An 18,328-nucleotide genomic window follows, 5' to 3' on the forward strand; every position below is an offset into this window, starting at 1 on the left:
GCTCGGACTCGCCGTGTGGTGTGCCGCGGTCTGCCGTCGTCCGGCGCCGCCGGGTCAGCGCCGCCGTGCCGCACCGGAGGCGCGGCGGGAGGTGCGGACGGCCGGCGTGGAGACGGGGGCGGGGCCGCCGTCCCCGTTGCCGTCCTGGTGCCAGGTACCGACCAGGTGGTCGGCGAAGGCCCGGACCGTCGGGTACTCCACGAAGGCCGAGGAGGGGACCTGGCGGCCCAGCGCGGTGCCGAGCCGTGCGGTGAGGTCGATGAGGATGAGGGAGTCCACGTGCATGTCGAAGAGGCTGCGGTCCTTGTCGATCGCGTCGGTGGCCACTCCCAGCACCCCGGCCACCTCGGTGACCAGGTAGTCCTGGATGACGCGGCTCTGCTCGGCGGGGCCGGCCGCCGCCAGCCGGCGGCCGAGCGAGCCGCCGTCGGCGCCGGGCGTCCCCCCGGGTGCTCCCGCCGGCGTCGTGACCCGCGCCGGGTCGTGGTGCTCCCCCGCGACGGCGGCGGGCGCGGCCGGCGCGCTCCGGTGGACCGGCTCCACCCAGTGGCGGGTCCGCTCCAGGGGGTACTGCGGCAGCGGCACCCGGCGCTCCCGCCCGGCCGGGAAGCACGCGGTGAAGTCCACGTCGGCGCCGCCCGCCCAGGCGGTGCCGATGATGTCCAGCAGCCGCTCCGTCGCCGAGGCGTGTTCCGTGCCGTCGGCGTCCAGCGTGATGTCGACGGCGGTCAGCCCCGACTCCGCGAGCAGCGTGGTGAGGGCCTCCGCGTCGGGGCCGTGCGGTGCGGGCTTCGCCCAGAACGCGGGGTCGCCGAGGGTGTCCCCGTCCAGCCACCGGGCCCGGGGGCCGAGGCAGAGCGGGAGTTCACCGGGGGCCGGGAGGCGTTCGGATCCCGGTCCCGGTTCGTCCCCGGCGTAGGCGCGGGCCAGTGCGAGCGCGTCGCCGAGGGCGAACACCCCGGCGAGGCAGCCCGCGACGGCCTGCCCCGCGCCCCAGCCGACCAGGGCTTCGGGCCTCACGCCCCACTCCTGGAGGGTCCGGGCGAGCGCCAGTTGGGCGACGAATCCGGCCAGCGGCTCGGCCGGGTCGAGCAGGTATTCCGGGCCCGCGGCGGCCGGCACGTCCAGGACCCGCGCGCAGTCGTCGACGGCCGCGCGGAAGGCCGGGACGTCCCGGTACAGGTCGGCGCCGAACGCGCCGGTCTGATCGCCCGGGGCGCCGACCACCAGTGCCACTCCCCCTCGGCGCAGGTCGGCGTGTTCGGTGCGGACCCGGGCGGGGTCCAGGATCGCCAGGCTGCGCGCCGCGTCCCGGGTGGAGCGGGCCACGAGCCACCGGCGGTGGGCGTGGTGCTGCCGTCCCACGGCCAGGGTGTGGGCCACCGCCATCGGGTCCAGTTCGCGGTGACCGCGCAGGTACCGGGCGAGAGTTCCGGTGAGCCGGTCCAGGGCCTCGGGCGTGCGGGCGGAGAGCACGAGCAGTTCGGCCGGGCGCGGGCGGACCTCCGGTGCCGGGGCGGCGGGCGGTTCCTCCAGGACGACGTGCGCGTTGGTGCCGCCGATGCCGAACGAGCTGACACCGGCTCTCAGGGGCCCGCCGTCCGCGTGCCAGGGCCGCAGTTCGGTGTTGACCCGGAACGGGCTCGTCCCGAAGTCGATCTCCGGGTTGGGGGTGCGGAAGTGCAGGCTCGGCACGAGGGTGCGCTCCCGCAGCATCAGCACGGTCTTGATCAGTCCGGCCATGCCCGCCGCCGTGTCCAGGTGGCCGATGTTCGTCTTGACGGAGCCGAGGGCCACCGAGCCCGGAGCCGGGGCGTCCCCGAAGGCCTCGGTGAGCGCGGCCACCTCGATGGGGTCGCCGAGGGGGGTCGCGGTGCCGTGGGCCTCGACGTAGCCGACGGTCTGCGGGGCGCATCCGGCGATCTCCTGGGCCTCGACGACGACCGCGGCCTGGCCCTCCACGCTGGGAGCGGTGTACCCGGTCTTCGCGGCACCGTCGTTGTTGACGGCGGACCCCTTGATCACGGCGTGCACGGTGTCGCCGTCCTCCAGGGCCTCGGCGAGCCGCTTGAGCACGACGACACCGACGCCGCTGCCGATGACCGTGCCCCGGGCGTCGGCGTCGAAGGCACGGCAGTGCCCGTCCGGGGAGAAGATCATGCCTTCCTGGTGGACGTACCCGCTCGTCTGCGGCAGCCGCAGGTGCACGGCGCCCGCCAGCGCGATGGAGCACTCCCCGGCCAGCAGTGAGGTGCCGGCGGTGTGCACGGCCACCAGGGAGGTGGAGCAGGCGGTGTTGACGCTGACGCTCGGTCCCCTCAGGTCCAGCCGGTAGGACACCCGGGTCGCCAGGAAGTCCTTGTCGTTGGCGAGCATCAGCCGGTAGTGGCCCACCGAGGACGCGGTCCGGTAGCGCTCGGCGAGGTGGTGCAGCAGGTAGGTGTTCATGCCCGCGCCCGCGAAGACACCGATCTCCCCGTCGTAGCCGGAGGGTTCGTAGCCGGCGTGTTCCAGGGCGAGCAGCGAGCACTCCAGGAAGTGCCGGTGCTGCGGGTCCAGGATCTCCGCCTCGTCGTCGGGGACGCCGAAGTGCCCGGCGTCGAACAGCTCGACGTCCTCCAGGAGCTGACCGGCGCGCACGTACCCGGGGTCGGCCAGTTCGCCCGGCTGGACCCCGGCGGCCAGGAGCTGCTCGTCGGAGAAGAACGTGACCGATTCGCGGCCCTCGGTGAGGTTGCTCCAGAACGTGTCGACGTCCGGGGCCCCGGGGAAGCGGCAGGCCATCCCGATGACCGCGATGTCGGTGTCCCGCACGTCGGCGGCCCGGTCCGGGTGCGTCATGTCCGTGTCCCCCTTCACAGCCGGACGCCCAGGTCGGCGGCGACGCTGCGCATGTCGAGGAAGCTGCGTGCGACGAACCGGGCGCCCTCCTCGGTGGCGTCCAGTTCGCGGAAGACGGCGACGAGTTCCCGTTCGTGCTGCTCCCGGTCGCCCTCGCCGGCGGCGATCTGCAGCACCACCTCGCGCATGCGGTTCTCGATGTCGACGATGTTCGCCGCACGCGGGAACTTGATGGAGAACGTGGAACGGTCGAAGTCGCGGTCCCGGGCGGTGGAACGCTGGTGGCTGGCCGCGTTGAGTTTGTAGAACATGCAGCCCCAGTGCTTGAACGAGTAGTAGTTCAGCAGCGGGAAGAGCGTGCAGTGCGTCTCCAGGGGCGAGGACTCGTAGAGTCCCTTGGCCTTCAGTTCGGCCACGATGCGGTCGGGGTCGTAGTCGTAGCGCATCGCGATGAACGGGAACACGATCTTGGGTATCTCGTCGTCCTCGGCGAAGAGGACGTCCTCGATCTCGTCACGGAACAGCTCGTCGGTGAGCCGCTCGCCGAAGGTCCGGTAGAAGCTGCGGACCACCTCCCGCGCGTCCGACTCCATGGTGAGGATCTGCTGCGGGTCGGCGCACAGCGCGATGTAGGGGATGCGGTGCCGGTAGGCGTAGAGGATGGCGCGGATGACGAAGAAGGTCCGGCACGAGACGCACGGCAGCTTCTCGTCCAGGTACTTTCCGGGCTTCTTCGGCGCGGGGCGGTTGAACACCTCCCGCATCATCGACTTGATGCCCTCGTCGTCGGAGTCCAGGACGAACTTCGCCGGGATCTTCTCCTGGGCGAGCCGGATGTTCTGCGCGGCGTGGGCGCTCTCGAAGGGCACGTCGAACGTGTAGGAGACGACCCTCTTGCCGTACTCGTTGACGAACTTGTCCAGCATGTACGTGCTGTCCTTGCCGCCGCTGTACATGAACAGGCAGTCGTGGTCCCGGTGCGGGTCGGGCCCGCTGCGGGTGAATTCCTCGTAGACCTGGTTGGTGTAGGTGAAGTTGTGCAGCAGGTCGCCGACGATGTCGAGCCTGCAGAGATTGCACACGCCCTCGCCGTCGAGCGTGATCCCGGGGTGCTCCTCGGCCAGCGAGCACACGGAACACAGACGCATGTCTATTCCCCCTGATGACGTGACTGGATGGGTGCGGCGCCCGGACGGCTGTCAGGCACTCGGTGTGTCTCGGCCCGGGCGCCGCGCGCGCCGCCCGCGCAGGTCGGCCAGGGCGCCCCGGCCGCGGGCTCTGCCGCGCACCGCGGCCCGCGGGCGTGGCGCGTCGCCGGGCCCGGTGCTCCGGCCGGCGGCGAGGTGACGGGCCATGGCCCGGACGGTGGGGTACTTGAACATCTCCACCCGGGTCACGGACGCGTCGAACCGCTCCCGCAGCCTCGCCATGAGCTGCATCAGCAGCAGGGAGTTGCCTCCCGACTCGAAGAAGTTGTCGTCGAGGCCGAGGTCCTCGGTGCCCAGCACCTCCTGCCAGGCACGCGCCACGGTGCGCTCGACGCTGCCGGAGGGCAGCGCGGCCCCCGGGCCGGCGCCGCCGCCGGGACGGGGCAGCGCACGGCGGTCGATCTTGCCGTTGGCGGTCAGCGGCAGGCTGTCGAGCCGGACGAACGCCGCCGGGATCATGTACGCGGGCAGCCGGTCGGCGAGCAGCCGGCGCAGCTCGGCGGTGTCGGGTGCCGCGCCCTGCGTCACCAGGTACGCCGCCAGCCGCCGGTCGCCGGGGAGGTCCTCGCGCACCACGACGACCGCCCGGGCCACGGCCGGGTGCTCGCTCAGCACGCTCTCGATCTCACCGGGTTCGATCCGGTAGCCGTGCACCTTCACCTGGTGGTCGGCGCGGTCGACGTAGACCAGTTGCCCGTCGGGCAGGTGCCGCACCAGGTCGCCGGTGCGGTACAGGCGGCCCGCGGTGGGGTCGAGGACGTTGCGCACGAACCGCTGTTCCGTGAGTTCCGGGCGGTTCAGGTATCCGAGGGCGACGCCCGCACCCCCGATGTACAGCTCGCCGGGCAGGCCGGGGGCGACGGGGCGCATGCGGGGGTCGAGGACGTAGAACTGCGTGTTGTCGATGGGGCGGCCGATGGTCACGGGCGACCCGGCGCGGACCCGGGCGACCGAGGACCAGATGGTGGTCTCCGTCGGCCCGTAGAGGTTCCACACCTGCGCGCCGTGGGACAGCAGCGTTTCGGCCAGTTCCGCGGGCAGGGCCTCGCCGCCGCACCAGATGCGCAGCCCCGGCGTTCCGCTCCAGCCGGCCTCGATCAGCATCCGCCAGGTGGCGGGGGTCGCCTGCATCACGGTGGGGCGCCGCTGTTCGACGAGCGTGCGCAGGGCGAAGCCGTCGGTCGTGGTGGCGGTGGGCGCCAACTCGACCTCGCCCCCGCAGGAAAGGGGCCCGTACAGTTCCAGGCCCGCGATGTCGAAGCAGACGGTGGTGACGGCCAGCAGCCGGTCGCCCTCGCCGATCCCGGGTGAACGTGTCATGGCGACGAGGAAGTTGACCAGGGCCGCGTGCGTGACCCGCACGCCCTTGGGCCGCCCGGTCGAGCCGGAGGTGTAGATGACGTACGCCAGGTCGGACCCGGCCTCCCGCGGCACCCGGTCCCCCTGCGGTCCGGCCGTCCCCGCGGGGGCGGGCCAGGGCCGGTCGGCGACCAGCACGTCCGCGTGTCCGGCGGGCAGGTTCCCGGCCAGCGCCTGTTCGGTCACGATCAGCCGCAGCCGGGAGTCGTCGACCATGTGGGCGATGCGGTCGCGTGGATAGATCGGGTCCAGCGGGACGTAGGCGGCGCCCGCCTTCAGCACGGCGAGCAGGACGGTGGGCAGCAGCGGCGACCGGTCCAGGTACACCCCGACCGCATCGCCCCCGCCGATGCCCGAACCGCTCAGGTGGGCGGCCAGTTCGTCGGCGCGGTGGTCCAGCTCCGCGTAGGTGAGGGTCGTCCCGGCGCAGGTGACGGCGGGGGCGTGCGGGGTGCGGCGCGCCTGCCGCTCGAAGAGTTCGTGGACGTGCCGTGCGGGGGCGGGGCCGGTCGCGGTGGCGTTCCACTCGACGAGTGCCCTGCGGCGGTCGGCGTCGGTGCACACGGGTGCCGTGGTGAGGTCGGCGCCGGCGGGTCCGGCCACCGCGGCCAGGAACGCCGCCGCGTGGCCGGCGATGCGCCGGACGTCCTCGGCGGCGCCGGTGCCGACCCACTGACAGGCGTCGCCGGAGCGGGTGAGGCGCAGCAGCAGACAGGTGCCGGGTCGGGGCAGGGCGGCCGCCCCGGCGGAGCCGTCGGTGATCTCGACGGCGACGGGCAGCCCGGCCCCGGCGAACCGGCGGGACCGGAGCGCGGGGTACCGCTGCCAGACGTCCTGGGCGTAGGTGCCCCGGCGCACCACCGCCTCGATCCGCTGGTCCAGGTCCCCGGACCACTCGGCCATGCCGAGACCGTCCCGCAGCTCCGGCAGCCGCAGCGGTACGTGGGAGGCGTAGAGCCCGGTGAGCGCGTCGTCGGACGCGGCCGAAGAGACCGCGAAGTCGACGTCGGCGTCGCCGCCGCCGACGGCGCGGGTGAGGAAGCCGAGCAGTGCCGCCGCCAGCCAGTGCGCCCGCGGCACACCGGCGGCGGCCGCGGCGGCCTGCGCGGCGGGCGGCACCGGCACGTCGCAGACGGTCGGCGCGGCGTGCGGGGCGTGGTCGGCGGCGGGCGGGTCCAGCGGCGCCAGGCGGCCGAGGGTGCGCACCCAGTGCGGCTCGGCGCGCAGGGCCCGCGACTGCGCCGCGTGTGCCGCGGCCAGCAGGTGTCCCCCGGGCTCCGGCAGGACGGTGCCCTCGGGCAGGGCGTGGGCGGGCAGCGGTCGCAGGTCCGCGCAGGAGACGACGCCGGTGAGCCGGACGTCGTGGTCGGCGGTGGCGACGACGGCGGTTCCCTCGGCGGCGGCGAGGACGCTGCCCGGCCGGCGACCGGAGCGTTCGGGCGTCGCCTCCAGCGCGGAGACGGTGGCGAAGCCGTCGCCGAGCCAGATCCTGGCGCTGCCGAAGCCGTTGGGGTGGGGTCCGAAGTCCCGGGCGCGCACGGCGGCGGCGAGGTCCGCGGCGGAGGTCGTCCAGCTCAGGAGGCCCGCGTCGGCCGGGCGGTCGTACCTGCCGTGGTAGCGGCGCTTCGACAGGTCCTGCGGGTGGCGCTCGGCCCGCCCGGTGGCGAGCCGGTCCACCAGGTCGGCGAAGGACTCGGTGCCCGCGTCGAAGCACTTGACGTTCAGTGAGTGGCTGGTCTCGTCGTCGGCCACGTCGAACGCCCGCTGGACCAGCACGTCGCCGGCGTCGGCCTCCTCGGTCATCACGTGCCAGGTGACGCCGTGCCGCGGTGCGCGCTCGGTCAGTGCCCACGCCGTGGCGTGCACGCCGGCGTGATCGGGCAGCAGCGCGTCGTGGAAGTTGACGGCCAGGCCGCGCGGCAGGCGGAGCACCTCTTCGGGAAGCATCCGCAGGTTGGCGATGCTGAAGAGGTGGTCGAAGGGCCGGGCCGCCAGTTCCCCGGCGAGTCCGGGTCCGAAGCCGGAGACGGGCAGGCCCCGTTCGGCGGCCCAGTCCCGCACGGCGCCGGGGGGCGAGACGACGCGCACGACGTCGTGCCCGCGCTGCAGGAGGAGTTCGGCGCAGGACACCAGGAGGGTGTTCTCGCCGATCAGGCAGCAACTGAACGTACCGGCAGGGGTGGTCACGCCGTCCTCCCGTCCTGGTCGCCGCCGAGGCCGGCCAGCAGATCACCGAGCATGTTCTCCACCTGTTCGTCGGTCAGGGCGGCCACCACGGCCTGCAGGTCGACGGCCCCTTCCGTCGGCAGCGGGGCGGCGGGGGATGCGGAAGCGCCGGGTACGGCCCGCTCCCCGGGCCGCTCCTGGGCCGGCCCGCCCGGGGCCGCGTCCGCCGGGCGCACCACCGCCCGGGGGGCGTCCGCCGGGGCGGCTTCGGCGAGACGGACCAGGGTGTCGGTGTGTTCGGTCCGGAAGTAGGCGGCCAGCCGGGCGATCGTGGTGTGCTCGAACAGCAGCGGCGCGGGAAGGCGCCCGAAGTCGGCCTCCAGTGCCTGCTTCAGCTCGGGGACGACGAGGGAGTCGATGCCGTAGTCCTCGAAGGGCGCGTCCGGATCGAACCGTTCCTCGGGCATCTCCAGGACCCGGGCGAACACGGCCGTGACCCGGTCCAGGGCCGTCCGCGCCAGGTCGGTGCCGCCGGAGGCGGGCCCGGACCCGGGCGGCGTGCCCGGCCGGTCCTGTGCCGCGGGGCCGACCGCGGACGCCGCCGCGGGTGCCACCGGTGCCGCTCCCCGGCCCGCCGGTACGACGCCGTCGCTCGCGGCGAGGATGACGCACTGCTCCACCCGTCCCTCGGCCGTCGCCGGGGGCTGGAGCACCGTGGTGTCGCGGTAGCCGCAGGCGGCCAGGACGTCCCGCCACACGGGAACGCGCAGCAGCGGCGAGCCCGGGATGCGGCACGCGGTGTCCTGGTACATCCACCAGCCGCCGGTCAGGCCGAAGATGAGCGGCAGGTAGCAGGCGAACCCGGTGCCCTCGTTGGCCAGCACCACGCCGCCCGAGCGCAGTAGCCGCTTGATCCGCAGCATGGTCTGCTCGATGGACGGGGTGACGTGGAAGACGTTGGTGCCCAGCACGATGTCGTAGCCGTCGAGGGCGATGCCCTGCGTGACCGGGTCCTCGTCGACGTCGAAGACGCGGAACTCGGCGAACGGGTGCGCGGCGGCGAACCGCTTGCGCCCGTGCCGCACGAAGGCGCTGGTCACGTCCGTGTAGGTGTAGGTGACGCGGTCGGCGTACGGCGCGAGGGCGGCCAGTACGGGCTCGCTGGTGCTGCCGGTGCCCGCGCCCACCTCCAGGATCCGCGGCCGCGCGGCGGGGTCCTCGGCGAGCCGCTGCTCGACCAGCCGGCGCACGGAGTCGGCGACGATCCGGTTGCAGCGGTCACTGACGGCGTTGGCGCGGTAGACACCGACGACCAGGTCCATGGAGCCGCCCGGGAAGAGGACGTCCATGTGGCTCTCGGCACCGGTGACCACGCGGGGGAAGGCCTCCAGGCACCGCTCCAGCAGGGTCGCCACGGACCTGATGCCGGGGTGCCGGGCGATGAGCGCGGCGGTGGCCGCCGCCGGATCGGCGTTGGTCTCCAGCACCTCGGGGGACACGACGCGCGCGGTGCTCACCCACTCCCCCGCACCGGTGCGCCGCAGATGACCGGAGCCGTGCAGGATGTCGACGACACAGGCCAGCAGCCGGTGGTACTGCGGCGCGACGCCCAGCCGCTCGCGCAGCCCGTCCTCCGTGTACCGCTCGCCCTCGCCGAGCAGCACGCCCATCCGGCGCAGCGCGCCGACCAGCAGCAGTCGGGCCAGGTTTTCCGCCGCCCGGGAGGCCCGCTGGTGCTCTTCCATGGCGGCCCGCTCGTCCGGCGAGAGCGGGACGGCGCGGTCCAGGTCACCGAGGTGTCCGGCGAGTTCGCGGCGACGCGGCCGGCTCTCGGCACCCGCTTCGACGCCCATCGCCGACAGCAGGCGGTCCGAGGCGCGTACGGCGACGATCTGGTCGCAGGACTGGGCCAGGGACCGTTCCAGGGCCGCCATGCCCTCGGCGGCGCCGATGGGAAGGGCCCCGGACGCGGCCACCGTTCGCAGCATCTCCTCCCGCTCGGCGATGCCCGCGGCGTGCCAGAAGCCCCAGTTGACGACCTTGACCGGGAACCGGGCCCCGCGCGCCAGGCCCAGGGCCGTCGCGTCGGCGAGGCAGCAGGCGGCGGCGTAGCCGCCCTGCCCGGCGGCGCCGAGGAAGCCGGCGCCGGACGAGTAGTGCACGAGGAAGTCGAGGTCCTCCTCACACACGGCCTCCCACGTGCCCAGCAGCGTGGCCTCCTTGGCGTCGAGGCAGGCGTGCAGATCGGCCTCCGCCAGGTCGGCCAGGGGCGCCGTGCGGAAGTCCATCACCGAGTGGAACACGCCGTGCAGGGCGCCGAAGCGTTCCTTGGCCCGCTCGACGGCGGCCCGCACCTGACGGGGGTCGGCGGCGTCGGCCCGCACGTACTCGACCTGTCCGCCGGCCTCCTCGATGCGTGCCAGAACAGCGCGTCGCCGCTCGTCCGGCGTGGCCCGGCCGACGAGCAGCAGGCGGGCGCCGTAGTGGGTGGCCAGGTGCAGGGCGGTGTCGGAGCCGAGGACGCCCAGGCCACCGACGATCGCGTAGACGCCGCCCCGGCGGAGCACGGGACGCGCGGGCCGCGGGAGCCGCAGCGGTTCGAGCCTGCGGACGTATCGCACGCCGTGCCGGACGAGGACGGGGTGCACCTGGGCGGGCATCGGCTCGGCCACCACCCGGTCGGCCTCCCGCTCGGGGTCGTCACCGGCCACGTCGACGAGCGCGGTGCGCACCGAGGGTTCTTCCTTCTCCAGCGCCGAGCACAGTCCGAGCAGGGCGGCGGCCCACGGCTGGGCGGTGTCCTGCTCGCGCAGGGCGTAGGCCCGTGCGGTGACGACCTTCAGGCGGACCTCGGGGCCGCGCCGCGCGAGGACGGCACGGACCAGACGCAGCAGCGCGAGCACCCCCGGTGCGCGGCCGGCCGCGGGGTCGCGCACCGGGTCCGGGGCACCCGGGAATCCCGCGAGGAAGTAGACGGTGTCGGGGGCGGGCCGGCCGGCTTGCCCGGCGTCGAGCGCCTCGGCCGGCAGGCCGTCGTCGGTGACCGTGAGCCGGTCGACCCGGGCACGCGGGTGCCGGGCGGCGATCGCGTCGGACAACGGGGCGGCCGCGGCGGGTCCGACGATCAGCACCCGCTCGGCGCGCGGGCCGGTGCCGTCCGGCGCGGCCTCCCGCACGGTCCAGCGCGGCCGGTAGGTGAACTGCGGCGCGGTGTCGCGTTGTTCGCGCACGGCCAGGCCGGAGACGGTCAGGCACACCCGGCCCTCGTCGTCGAGCAGGGCGACGTCGTACCGGTTGGGGCCGACGGGCGTGATGTGGGTCCAGCCGGTCGCCGGTACCGCCCGGTGGGCGTGGACCCGGTCCGCGGCGTAGGGCAGCAGCGGAGGGTCGTCGGTGCCCCGGGTGTCGAAGTGCAGGGCCGCGACGGCGTGCAGGGCCGCGTCGAGGACGCCCGGGTGCAGGGCGTGGTGTCCGGCGTCCGCGTGCCGGGCGGCGGGCAGCGCGAGCCGGGCCAGCACCTGTTCGCCGTCGGTCCACAGCTCGCTCACGAGCCGGAAGTAGGGCCCGTAGCGCACGTTCAGGCGCTCCATGCCGGTGTAGAAGCCGTCGGCGTCCAGGTGCCGGGGGCAGGCCGCCCGGACGCGGGCCAGGTCCCGGGCACCGGGCACCGGGCGGGGCTCCGCCGGCCCGGCGCCGGCCGCGGAGGTGAGGCGTCCCCGGGCGTGGACCGCGGTGGCCCCGAGCACCTCGAAGGCGGTGCCCCGGTCACCGGGGCGGGAGACGACGCGCAGTTCCACCTGCTCGTCGCCGACGACGACCGGGGCCAGCCAGTAGACGTCGTCGACGACCCGGTCACCGGTGCGCGCGCCCAGGGCGTCGAGCACCAGGTCGAGGTAGCCGGTGCCGGGCAGAATGGTCGCGCCGCTGACCGTGTGGTCCGCGACCACGGCGTCCTGCGGACGGAGGGTGATCCTCACCTCGTGCTCCGCGGCACCGTCGGTACCGGACCCGGCGGGCGGTGCGGCCTGGGCGGCGGCGGGCCCGGCCTGCCGGACGGGCAGCCAGTGCCGCTCGCGGGCGAAGGGGTACGTGGGCAGGGAGACCTTGCGGGGCGTGCCGCCCGCCGTGACCGTGCGCAGCAGCGGCCAGTCCAGGTCGACCCCGCTCACCCACAGGGACGCCAGCCGGTCCCACTGGCCGGCCGCGCCCAGCGCGGCCACGAAGTCGCGGGCCCCGGCACCGTCGGTGAACAGGTCCCCGAGCAGCCGTCCGTGCTGCCGGGCGCTGCCGCGCAGGAGCCCGGGAGCCTCCTCACCGCGGGAGTACGCGGCCAGTGCCGCGGCGGCCGGGGCGCGGTCGTCGGCGAGGAGGGCCAGCCGTTCGGTCATCGCCTCCCGCCCGGTCTGCAGAGTGTGGGCGATCTCGGCGAGCGTGCCGGGGGCCGCGGGGTCGGTCAGGTGCGCGGCGAGGTCCGCCGCGTACGCGCGCAGCCGCTCCTCGTCCCGGGCCGACAGCACGATCACCTCGCGCGCACCGCCCCGCGCGCCGCCGTCCTCGGGGGGTGCCACGAACTCCTCCAGGATCACGTGCGCGTTGGTGCCGCCCGCGCCGAAGGAGCTGACCGCGGCGCGGCGCGGGCGGCCCTCCTCGCGGGGCCAGGGCGCCGCCTCGCGCTGCACCCGGAACGGCGAGTTCTCGAAGTCGATGACGGGGTTGGGTTCGTCGGCGTGCAGGGACGGCACCAGCCGGCCGTGCTTGAGCTGCAGCACGGCCTTGGTGAGTCCGGCGACGCCGGCGGCCCCCTCCAGGTGGCCGATGGCGGACTTGACCGAACCGAGGGCGCAGAAGCCCCGGTCCTCCGTGTGGGCGGCGAAGGCCTGCGTCAGCGCCGTGTGCTCGATGGGATCGCCGAGCGCGGTGCCCGTGCCGTGCGCCTCGACGCAGGAGATGGTGCGGGCGTCGACGCCGGCGCGGTCCAGGGCCTGGTTCACCAGGGCGCGCTGCGCGTTGGGGTTGGGCACGGTGAAGCCGTTGGTGCGACCGCCGTGGTTGACGGCGGTGGCCCGGATGACGGCGTGGACCTGGTCGCCGTCGGCCAGGGCGCGCGACAGCGGCTTGAGGACCACCGCGCCCACTCCTTCCCCGGGGACGTACCCGGTGCCGCCGGCGCCGAAGGAGCGGCAGCGGCCGTCGGCGGCGAGCATCTTCTTCCGGCTGAGGTGCACGTACCGCAGCGGGTGGGCGGAGACGTTCACCCCTCCCGCGATGGCATAGGCGCACTCGCCCCGCCGCAGGCTCTCGCAGGCCTGGTGCAAGGCGACGAGGGACGCCGAGCAGGCGGTGTCCACCACGACACTGGGGCCGCGGAAGTCGCCGAAGTAGGAGACCTGGTTGGCGATGGAGGCCCGGTTGGCCATAGCGACGACGTGGTTGCCCTTGAAGGACTCCTCGGCACCCAGGACGGCGTAGTCGTCCCACATGACGCCGACGTACACGCCGACGTCGCGGCCCTCGTCGCCGTAACGGGGCCGGGGCAGGTCGCCGAGCCGGTAGCCGGCGTCCTCCAGCGCGGCCCAGGCGGTCTCCAGGAACAGCCTCTCCTGCGGGTCCATCGACTTGGCCTGCATCGGGGAGATGGCGAAGAACAGCGAGTCGAAGGCGTCGACGTCGTCGAGGAAGCCGCCCCACCTGCCGTACGTCCGGCCGGGCCGGTCCGGGTCGGGATCGTAGTGCGCACCGACGTCCCAGCGCCCGGCGGGCACCTCGGTGACGCAGTCCCGGCCACGGACCAGGTTGTCCCAGAACTCCGTCAGGTTGCGGGCCTTGGGGTAGCGGCCGCTCATGCCGATGATCGCGATCGGTTCGTCGGCTCCGGCCGGGGTCTCCCGCGCCGCCGCCACCGGGGCGGGGGCGGGCCGGACGGCGGGCGACCGCGGGGGGTCGGCGACCGCATCGGGCGCGGGCTCGGCGCCGAAGAGCCGTACGACGTCGGCGGCGTGCTCGCCCGCCAGGTGGCCGGCAAGGGCCTCGACGGTCCGGTACTCGAAGAGCAGGGTGCCGCGCAGACCCGGGAAGTCGGCGCTGAGCAGCGAGTTGGCCTCCATGATCATCACGGAGTCGATGCCGTACGCGTCGAGCTGGGCGGTGGCGTCGATCCGGTCGGCGGGCAGCTTCAGCACCCGGGACAGGACCTGCCGCAGGTGAGCGACGAGCCGCGGCAGGTGGCGCCGGGCGGGGTCGCCGGCCGGGGTGGTGGGTGCCGGGCGGGCCGGGGCCTCGCTCAGCGGGGCGGCCGGCGCGGTGCCCGCCGGGCCGCTCGGAGCCTCGGCCGGCGGGGCGCTCGGAGCGTTGCCCTGCGGGGTGCTCGGAGCGGCGCCGCGTGGAGCGCTCGGTGCGGCGCCCTGGGGTGTGCTCGGTGCGCCGCCCAGGGTCCGCCGGACGCGGTCCGGGTCACCGGCGACCGGCGCGAGCACGGGAGCGTCGTACGACCAGCTCAGGTCGAGGGCGTCCAGAGCCTCCTCGGGGGTGAGTTCCCTCATCCCGGTGGCGTCGCGGTAGCGGGCGCGCTCGCTTGCGGAGACGGCCGTGTCCACGCCGCCCGCGGCCCACAGCGGCCAGGCGAGCGACAGGCTGCGGCCGGGGCGTGCGCCGCCGTCCCGGCCTGCGGCCCGCGCCGCCGTCGCGGCGTCGAGGAACCGGTTCGCCGCCGCGTAGCTGCCTGCCCCGAAGTCGCCGCACCACGAGGAAACCGACGAGAACGCGACGAAGAAGTCGAGCTCGTCGCCCCGGGTGAGGACGTCCAGGTTGACCAGACCGCGTGTCTTGGCGGCCAGTGCCGCACGGAACGAGGCGTCGTCGGACCGGGTCAGCGCCGTGCGGTCGGCCACCCCCGCCAGGTGGAAGACCCCGTCGATCCGGCCGAACCGGCCGCGGGCCTCGACGAGCGCCGCCCTCACCTGGTCCGGGTCGGCCACGTCGGCGCGCACCGCGAGCACTTCCGCGCCCAGCTCCTCCAGCCCGCGCCGGGCCGGGCCGGACAGCCCGGACCGGCCGAGGAGCACCAACCGGGCCCGGTACCGCTCCGCGAGCCGACGGGCCAGATGGCCGGCGACACCACCGTTGCCGCCGGAGACCACGTACACGCCGCGCTCGGTCAGCGGCGGCGCCACCGGGGCGGGAACGGGAGCCGGTTCGGCGGTCCGCACGGTACGGCGGCCCGCCGTGTGGCGGACCTCGTCACCGCGACGGGACGCCGCCGCGGCCAGCTCCGCGGCCACCCGCGGCAGGCTCTCACCCGTCTCGCCGGGGGCGAAGCGCAGGGTGAACACTTCGGCGCGCGGAGCGCACGGAGCCGTGGACCGGGCCAGGCCGGCCACCGCCTCGTGCTCGGGGACCCCGGCCGACGAGGTGCCTTCGTGCACGTAGGCGACACGTACGGGGCGGCCGTCGGCGGCCCGCAGCAGATGGGCGACGGACAGCAGGCCGCGGGCGAGGACGGCGTCGCGGTCGCGGTGCGCGGCGGCCAGGTCGTCGACGGCCGGTCCGGCCTGCCGTGGCGCCTCGGTGGCCCACAGGTGGGCGACGTCCAGCCGTGCCGTGCCGGGTGTGCGGACGGCGTCCAGGAGCCGGACGTAATGCGTGCCGTCCTCGGGGTCGAGGGTGTATCCCGCCTGACCACGGTCCGCGAACTCCCGGCCCGGGAGCACCTCGGCCACCCGCCGCCAGTCACCGGACGCCGCCAGCCGGTCCGCGTCGCCCGGGCGCGCGGCGAACACCAGCAGCACGGCGTCGTCGGTCCGCCCCGCGGGCGGCACCGGCGCCTCGCGCCAGACCGGGGTCCAGAAGCGGACCTCCTCGCCGGCCGGCCCGTCGGCGGTCCCGTGCCACGCCCCCGGGGCGGGCGGCTCGGTGCGGGACACGTCGGGGACCGGGGCGGACACGCGGGCGGTGCCACCGCCCGGGGCCGCCGCGGCCCGGGTGCCGTCCGCCGGCCGCCCGAAGAGCCGGCCCTCCAGTCCCTCCACGCGGACGAGTTCGCGGCCCGAGGCGTCCAGCACCCGTACGCGGTAACGCCACTGCTCCCGGCCCTCTCCGCCGCCGGTCCGTTCCGCGTGGGCGTAGCAGGGGCCCTGGAGGGCCTCGTGGATCCGCACCTCGCGGGCGCTGAAGGGCACGGCGAGGTCCGCCGCCGCGGGCGCGGTGGCCCGGTCGATCCAGTGGCAGGTGCGCAACGCCCCGTCGAGCAGGGCCGGTTCGAGTTCGCAGCCGTGGCCCGCGCCGACCGGGAGTTCCAGCAGGGCCAGGGCCTCCTGACGGCCGCTCCACACCTCCCGCATGACGCGGAAGCCCGGGCCGTAGGCGAAGTCCGCCTCCGCGTAGTGACGGTAGACCTCCTCGCCGGGGCGGGCGAGGGCGCAGCGGGCGCGGACGGCCGCCAGGTCGGCGGTCTCCACCCCGTTCCCGGCGGGTGCGCCGTCGTAGCGCACCCGGCCGCGCAGGTGCACGGTGCGGCTGGTCTCCGGACCCGTGTACACCTCGAACGCGACGTGGTCGCCGTCCGCGGTCAGAGTGGTGCGCACGTCCGCGGGCGCGTCGTCGACCGTCACGGGGAGGCCCCAGGTCACGTCGGTGATCGCCTGCGGCGGCCGGGTGCCGGCGCGTTCGGCCGCGGCCCGGACCAGCTCCAGCGTGGTCGCCGCGGCCAGGAGCGGCCGGCCGGAGACCACGTGGTCGCGCAGCAGTGGGTCGTCGGCCGTGAACCGCTTGCGGAAGCGCACCCCGTCGAGGGTGGATTCGTTCTCGTCGAGCAGCGGGTGGAGCGGTGCGGGGCGGCCGGCGGGAGGCACGGCGGGTGCGTCGATCCAGTGACGCTCCCGGGCGAAGGGGTAACAGGGCAGCGGCACCCGGCGCCCGCGGGGCGCGTTGTGCGCCGTCGCGTCAAGGGTGCCCGCGACCCAAGCGCGGGCGGCCCGGGCCGGGTCGGCGGGGGCGGGCTCCGGCTCCGGCTCCAGCTCCGGCTCCGGCTCCGGCTCCGGCTCCGGCACGGTCTCCTGTGCGCGGCCGGCCAGCAGCCCTTCGGGCCGGCCGCCCTCGGCGAACTCGCGCAGCAGCCGGGCGAGTTCCGCACCGTCGCGGGTGACCACGGCCAGCCGTTCGGTCATCTGTTCACGACCGGTCCACAGGGTGTGCGCGACGTCCGCGAGGGCCACGCTCTCCCGGTCGAGGAACCGCGACAGCCGCCCGGCGTACGCGCGCAGCCGCTCGGTGTCGCGCGCGGACAGCACGAACACCTCCGCCTCGGGCAGCAACTGGGCCGCCGCGGGCCGGCCGGGGCCGGCCGGGGCCGGTCCGGGCTCCTGGAGGACCAGGTGCGCGTTGGACCCTCCGGCGCCGAACGAACTGAGCCCGGCACGGCGGGGCACCTCGACGCCGTCGATGACCGGCCGGGCCCAGTCGGCGGCCTCCCGGCACACCGTGAACGGCGTGGCCGGGAAGTCGATGTGGGGGTTCGGGTCCTCGGCGTGCAGAGTGGGGGCGATCCGGCCGTGCCGGAACTGGAGGAGGACCTTGGTGAGGCCCGCGATGCCCGCGGCCGACTCCAGGTGCCCGATCGAGGACTTCACCGAGCCGATGGAGCAGAACCCGGTGTCGGCGGTGTGGTCCCGGTACGCCTTGGTCAGCCCGGTGATCTCGATGGGGTCCCCGAGCGCGGTGCCGGTGCCGTGCGCCTCGACGTAGGAGATGGTCCGGGCGTCCGTGCCGGCCGTCCGGAGGGTCTGCGCGACCAGCTCGGCCTGCGCTCTCGGGTTGGGCACGGTCAGCCCGTTGCCGCTGGGCCGGCCGCCGTGGTTGACGCTCTCGGCGAGGATCACGCCGTGAATGTGGTCACCGTCCTCCAGCGCCCTGCGGTACGGCTTGAGCAGGACGGCGCCGACGCCCTCGCCCGGCACGTAGCCGGTGCCGCCCGCGCCGAACGCCCGGCAGCGGCCGTCCTCGGAGAGGAAGCGGCTCTGGCCGAGCAGCACGTACTTGTACGGGTGCACGGAGACGTTGACGCCCCCCGCGACGGCCAGTTCGCTCTCCCCGGACCGCAGGCTGCGGCACGCCAGGTGGATGGCGGTCAGCGACGAGGAGCACATGGTGTCGACCGCCATGCTCGGGCCGTTGAGGTCCAGGGCGTAGGAAACCCGGTTGGCGATCAGCGAGTACGACGACTCGGTCACCGGGCGGCCACCGTGCAGGGCGTCCAGGGCCCCGTGGAACTGGTAATCGCCGTACATCACGCCGACGAACACGCCGACCTTGCGGCGGCGCAGCGCGGAGGCGCGGTAGCCGGCGTCCTCCAGGGCGTGCCACGACGTCTCCAGGAACAGCCGGGCCTGCGGGTCCATCAGCTCCGCCTCGCGCGGCGAGATGGAGAAGAAGAGCGGGTCGAAGCGGTCGACGTCGTCGAGGAAACCGCCCCATCGCCCGTACGTCCGCCCCGGGCGGCCGGGCTCGGGGTGGTGGACGGCGGAGTGGTCCCAGCGGTCGGCGGGCACCTCGGTGACACAGTCGCGCCCCTCGGCCAGGTTGTGCCAGAAGGCGTCCAGGTCCTCGGCCATGGGGTAGCGTCCGCTGACCCCGATGACGGCGATCGCGTCCTCGGGGACGCCGTCGTCGGCCGGTGCGCTCGCGGTGACCGCGGCGGGGACCGGTGCGCTCGCGGCGATCGCGGCGGGGGCGGCTCCGGCCGGGGCGGGGCGGGGCTCCGG

Annotated in this window: 4 protein-coding genes; all 4 read right to left on the reverse strand. The window is 75.2% G+C overall.

Annotated elements, in window-relative coordinates; genetic code table 11:
• Window positions 1-54: 54 nt before the first annotated feature.
• From IG88_RS0115795 to IG88_RS0115815, 4 genes are read right to left on the reverse strand one after another with little or no spacing between them, the layout of a single operon-like run.
• Window positions 55-2,841 carry a type I polyketide synthase gene (locus tag IG88_RS0115795; protein ID WP_031040684.1) on the reverse strand — a complete coding sequence of 929 codons (2,787 nt, stop codon included), beginning with the start codon at window positions 2,839-2,841 and terminating at the stop codon, window positions 55-57.
• Between the two features lie 14 nt (window positions 2,842-2,855).
• On the reverse strand, window positions 2,856-3,989 hold the full coding sequence (locus tag IG88_RS0115800; RefSeq protein ID WP_031040686.1) for an OzmP: 1,134 nt from the start codon (window positions 3,987-3,989) through the stop codon (window positions 2,856-2,858).
• Window positions 3,990-4,040: 51 nt separating this feature from the next.
• Complete coding sequence (locus IG88_RS38705) at window positions 4,041-7,595, reverse strand: amino acid adenylation domain-containing protein (protein ID WP_051851924.1); 3,555 nt, start codon at window positions 7,593-7,595, stop codon at window positions 4,041-4,043.
• Window positions 7,592-18,286, reverse strand: coding sequence for an SDR family NAD(P)-dependent oxidoreductase (locus IG88_RS0115815; RefSeq protein ID WP_324609004.1), 10,695 nt, complete (start codon window positions 18,284-18,286; stop codon window positions 7,592-7,594). Before IG88_RS0115815 ends, IG88_RS38705 begins: the two co-directional genes overlap by 4 nt.
• Between the last annotated feature and the right edge of the window lie 42 nt (window positions 18,287-18,328).

Source organism: Streptomyces sp. NRRL F-5650 (genome assembly GCF_000721365.1).
Taxonomy (GTDB): Bacteria; Actinomycetota; Actinomycetes; order Streptomycetales; family Streptomycetaceae; genus Streptomyces; species Streptomyces ardesiacus.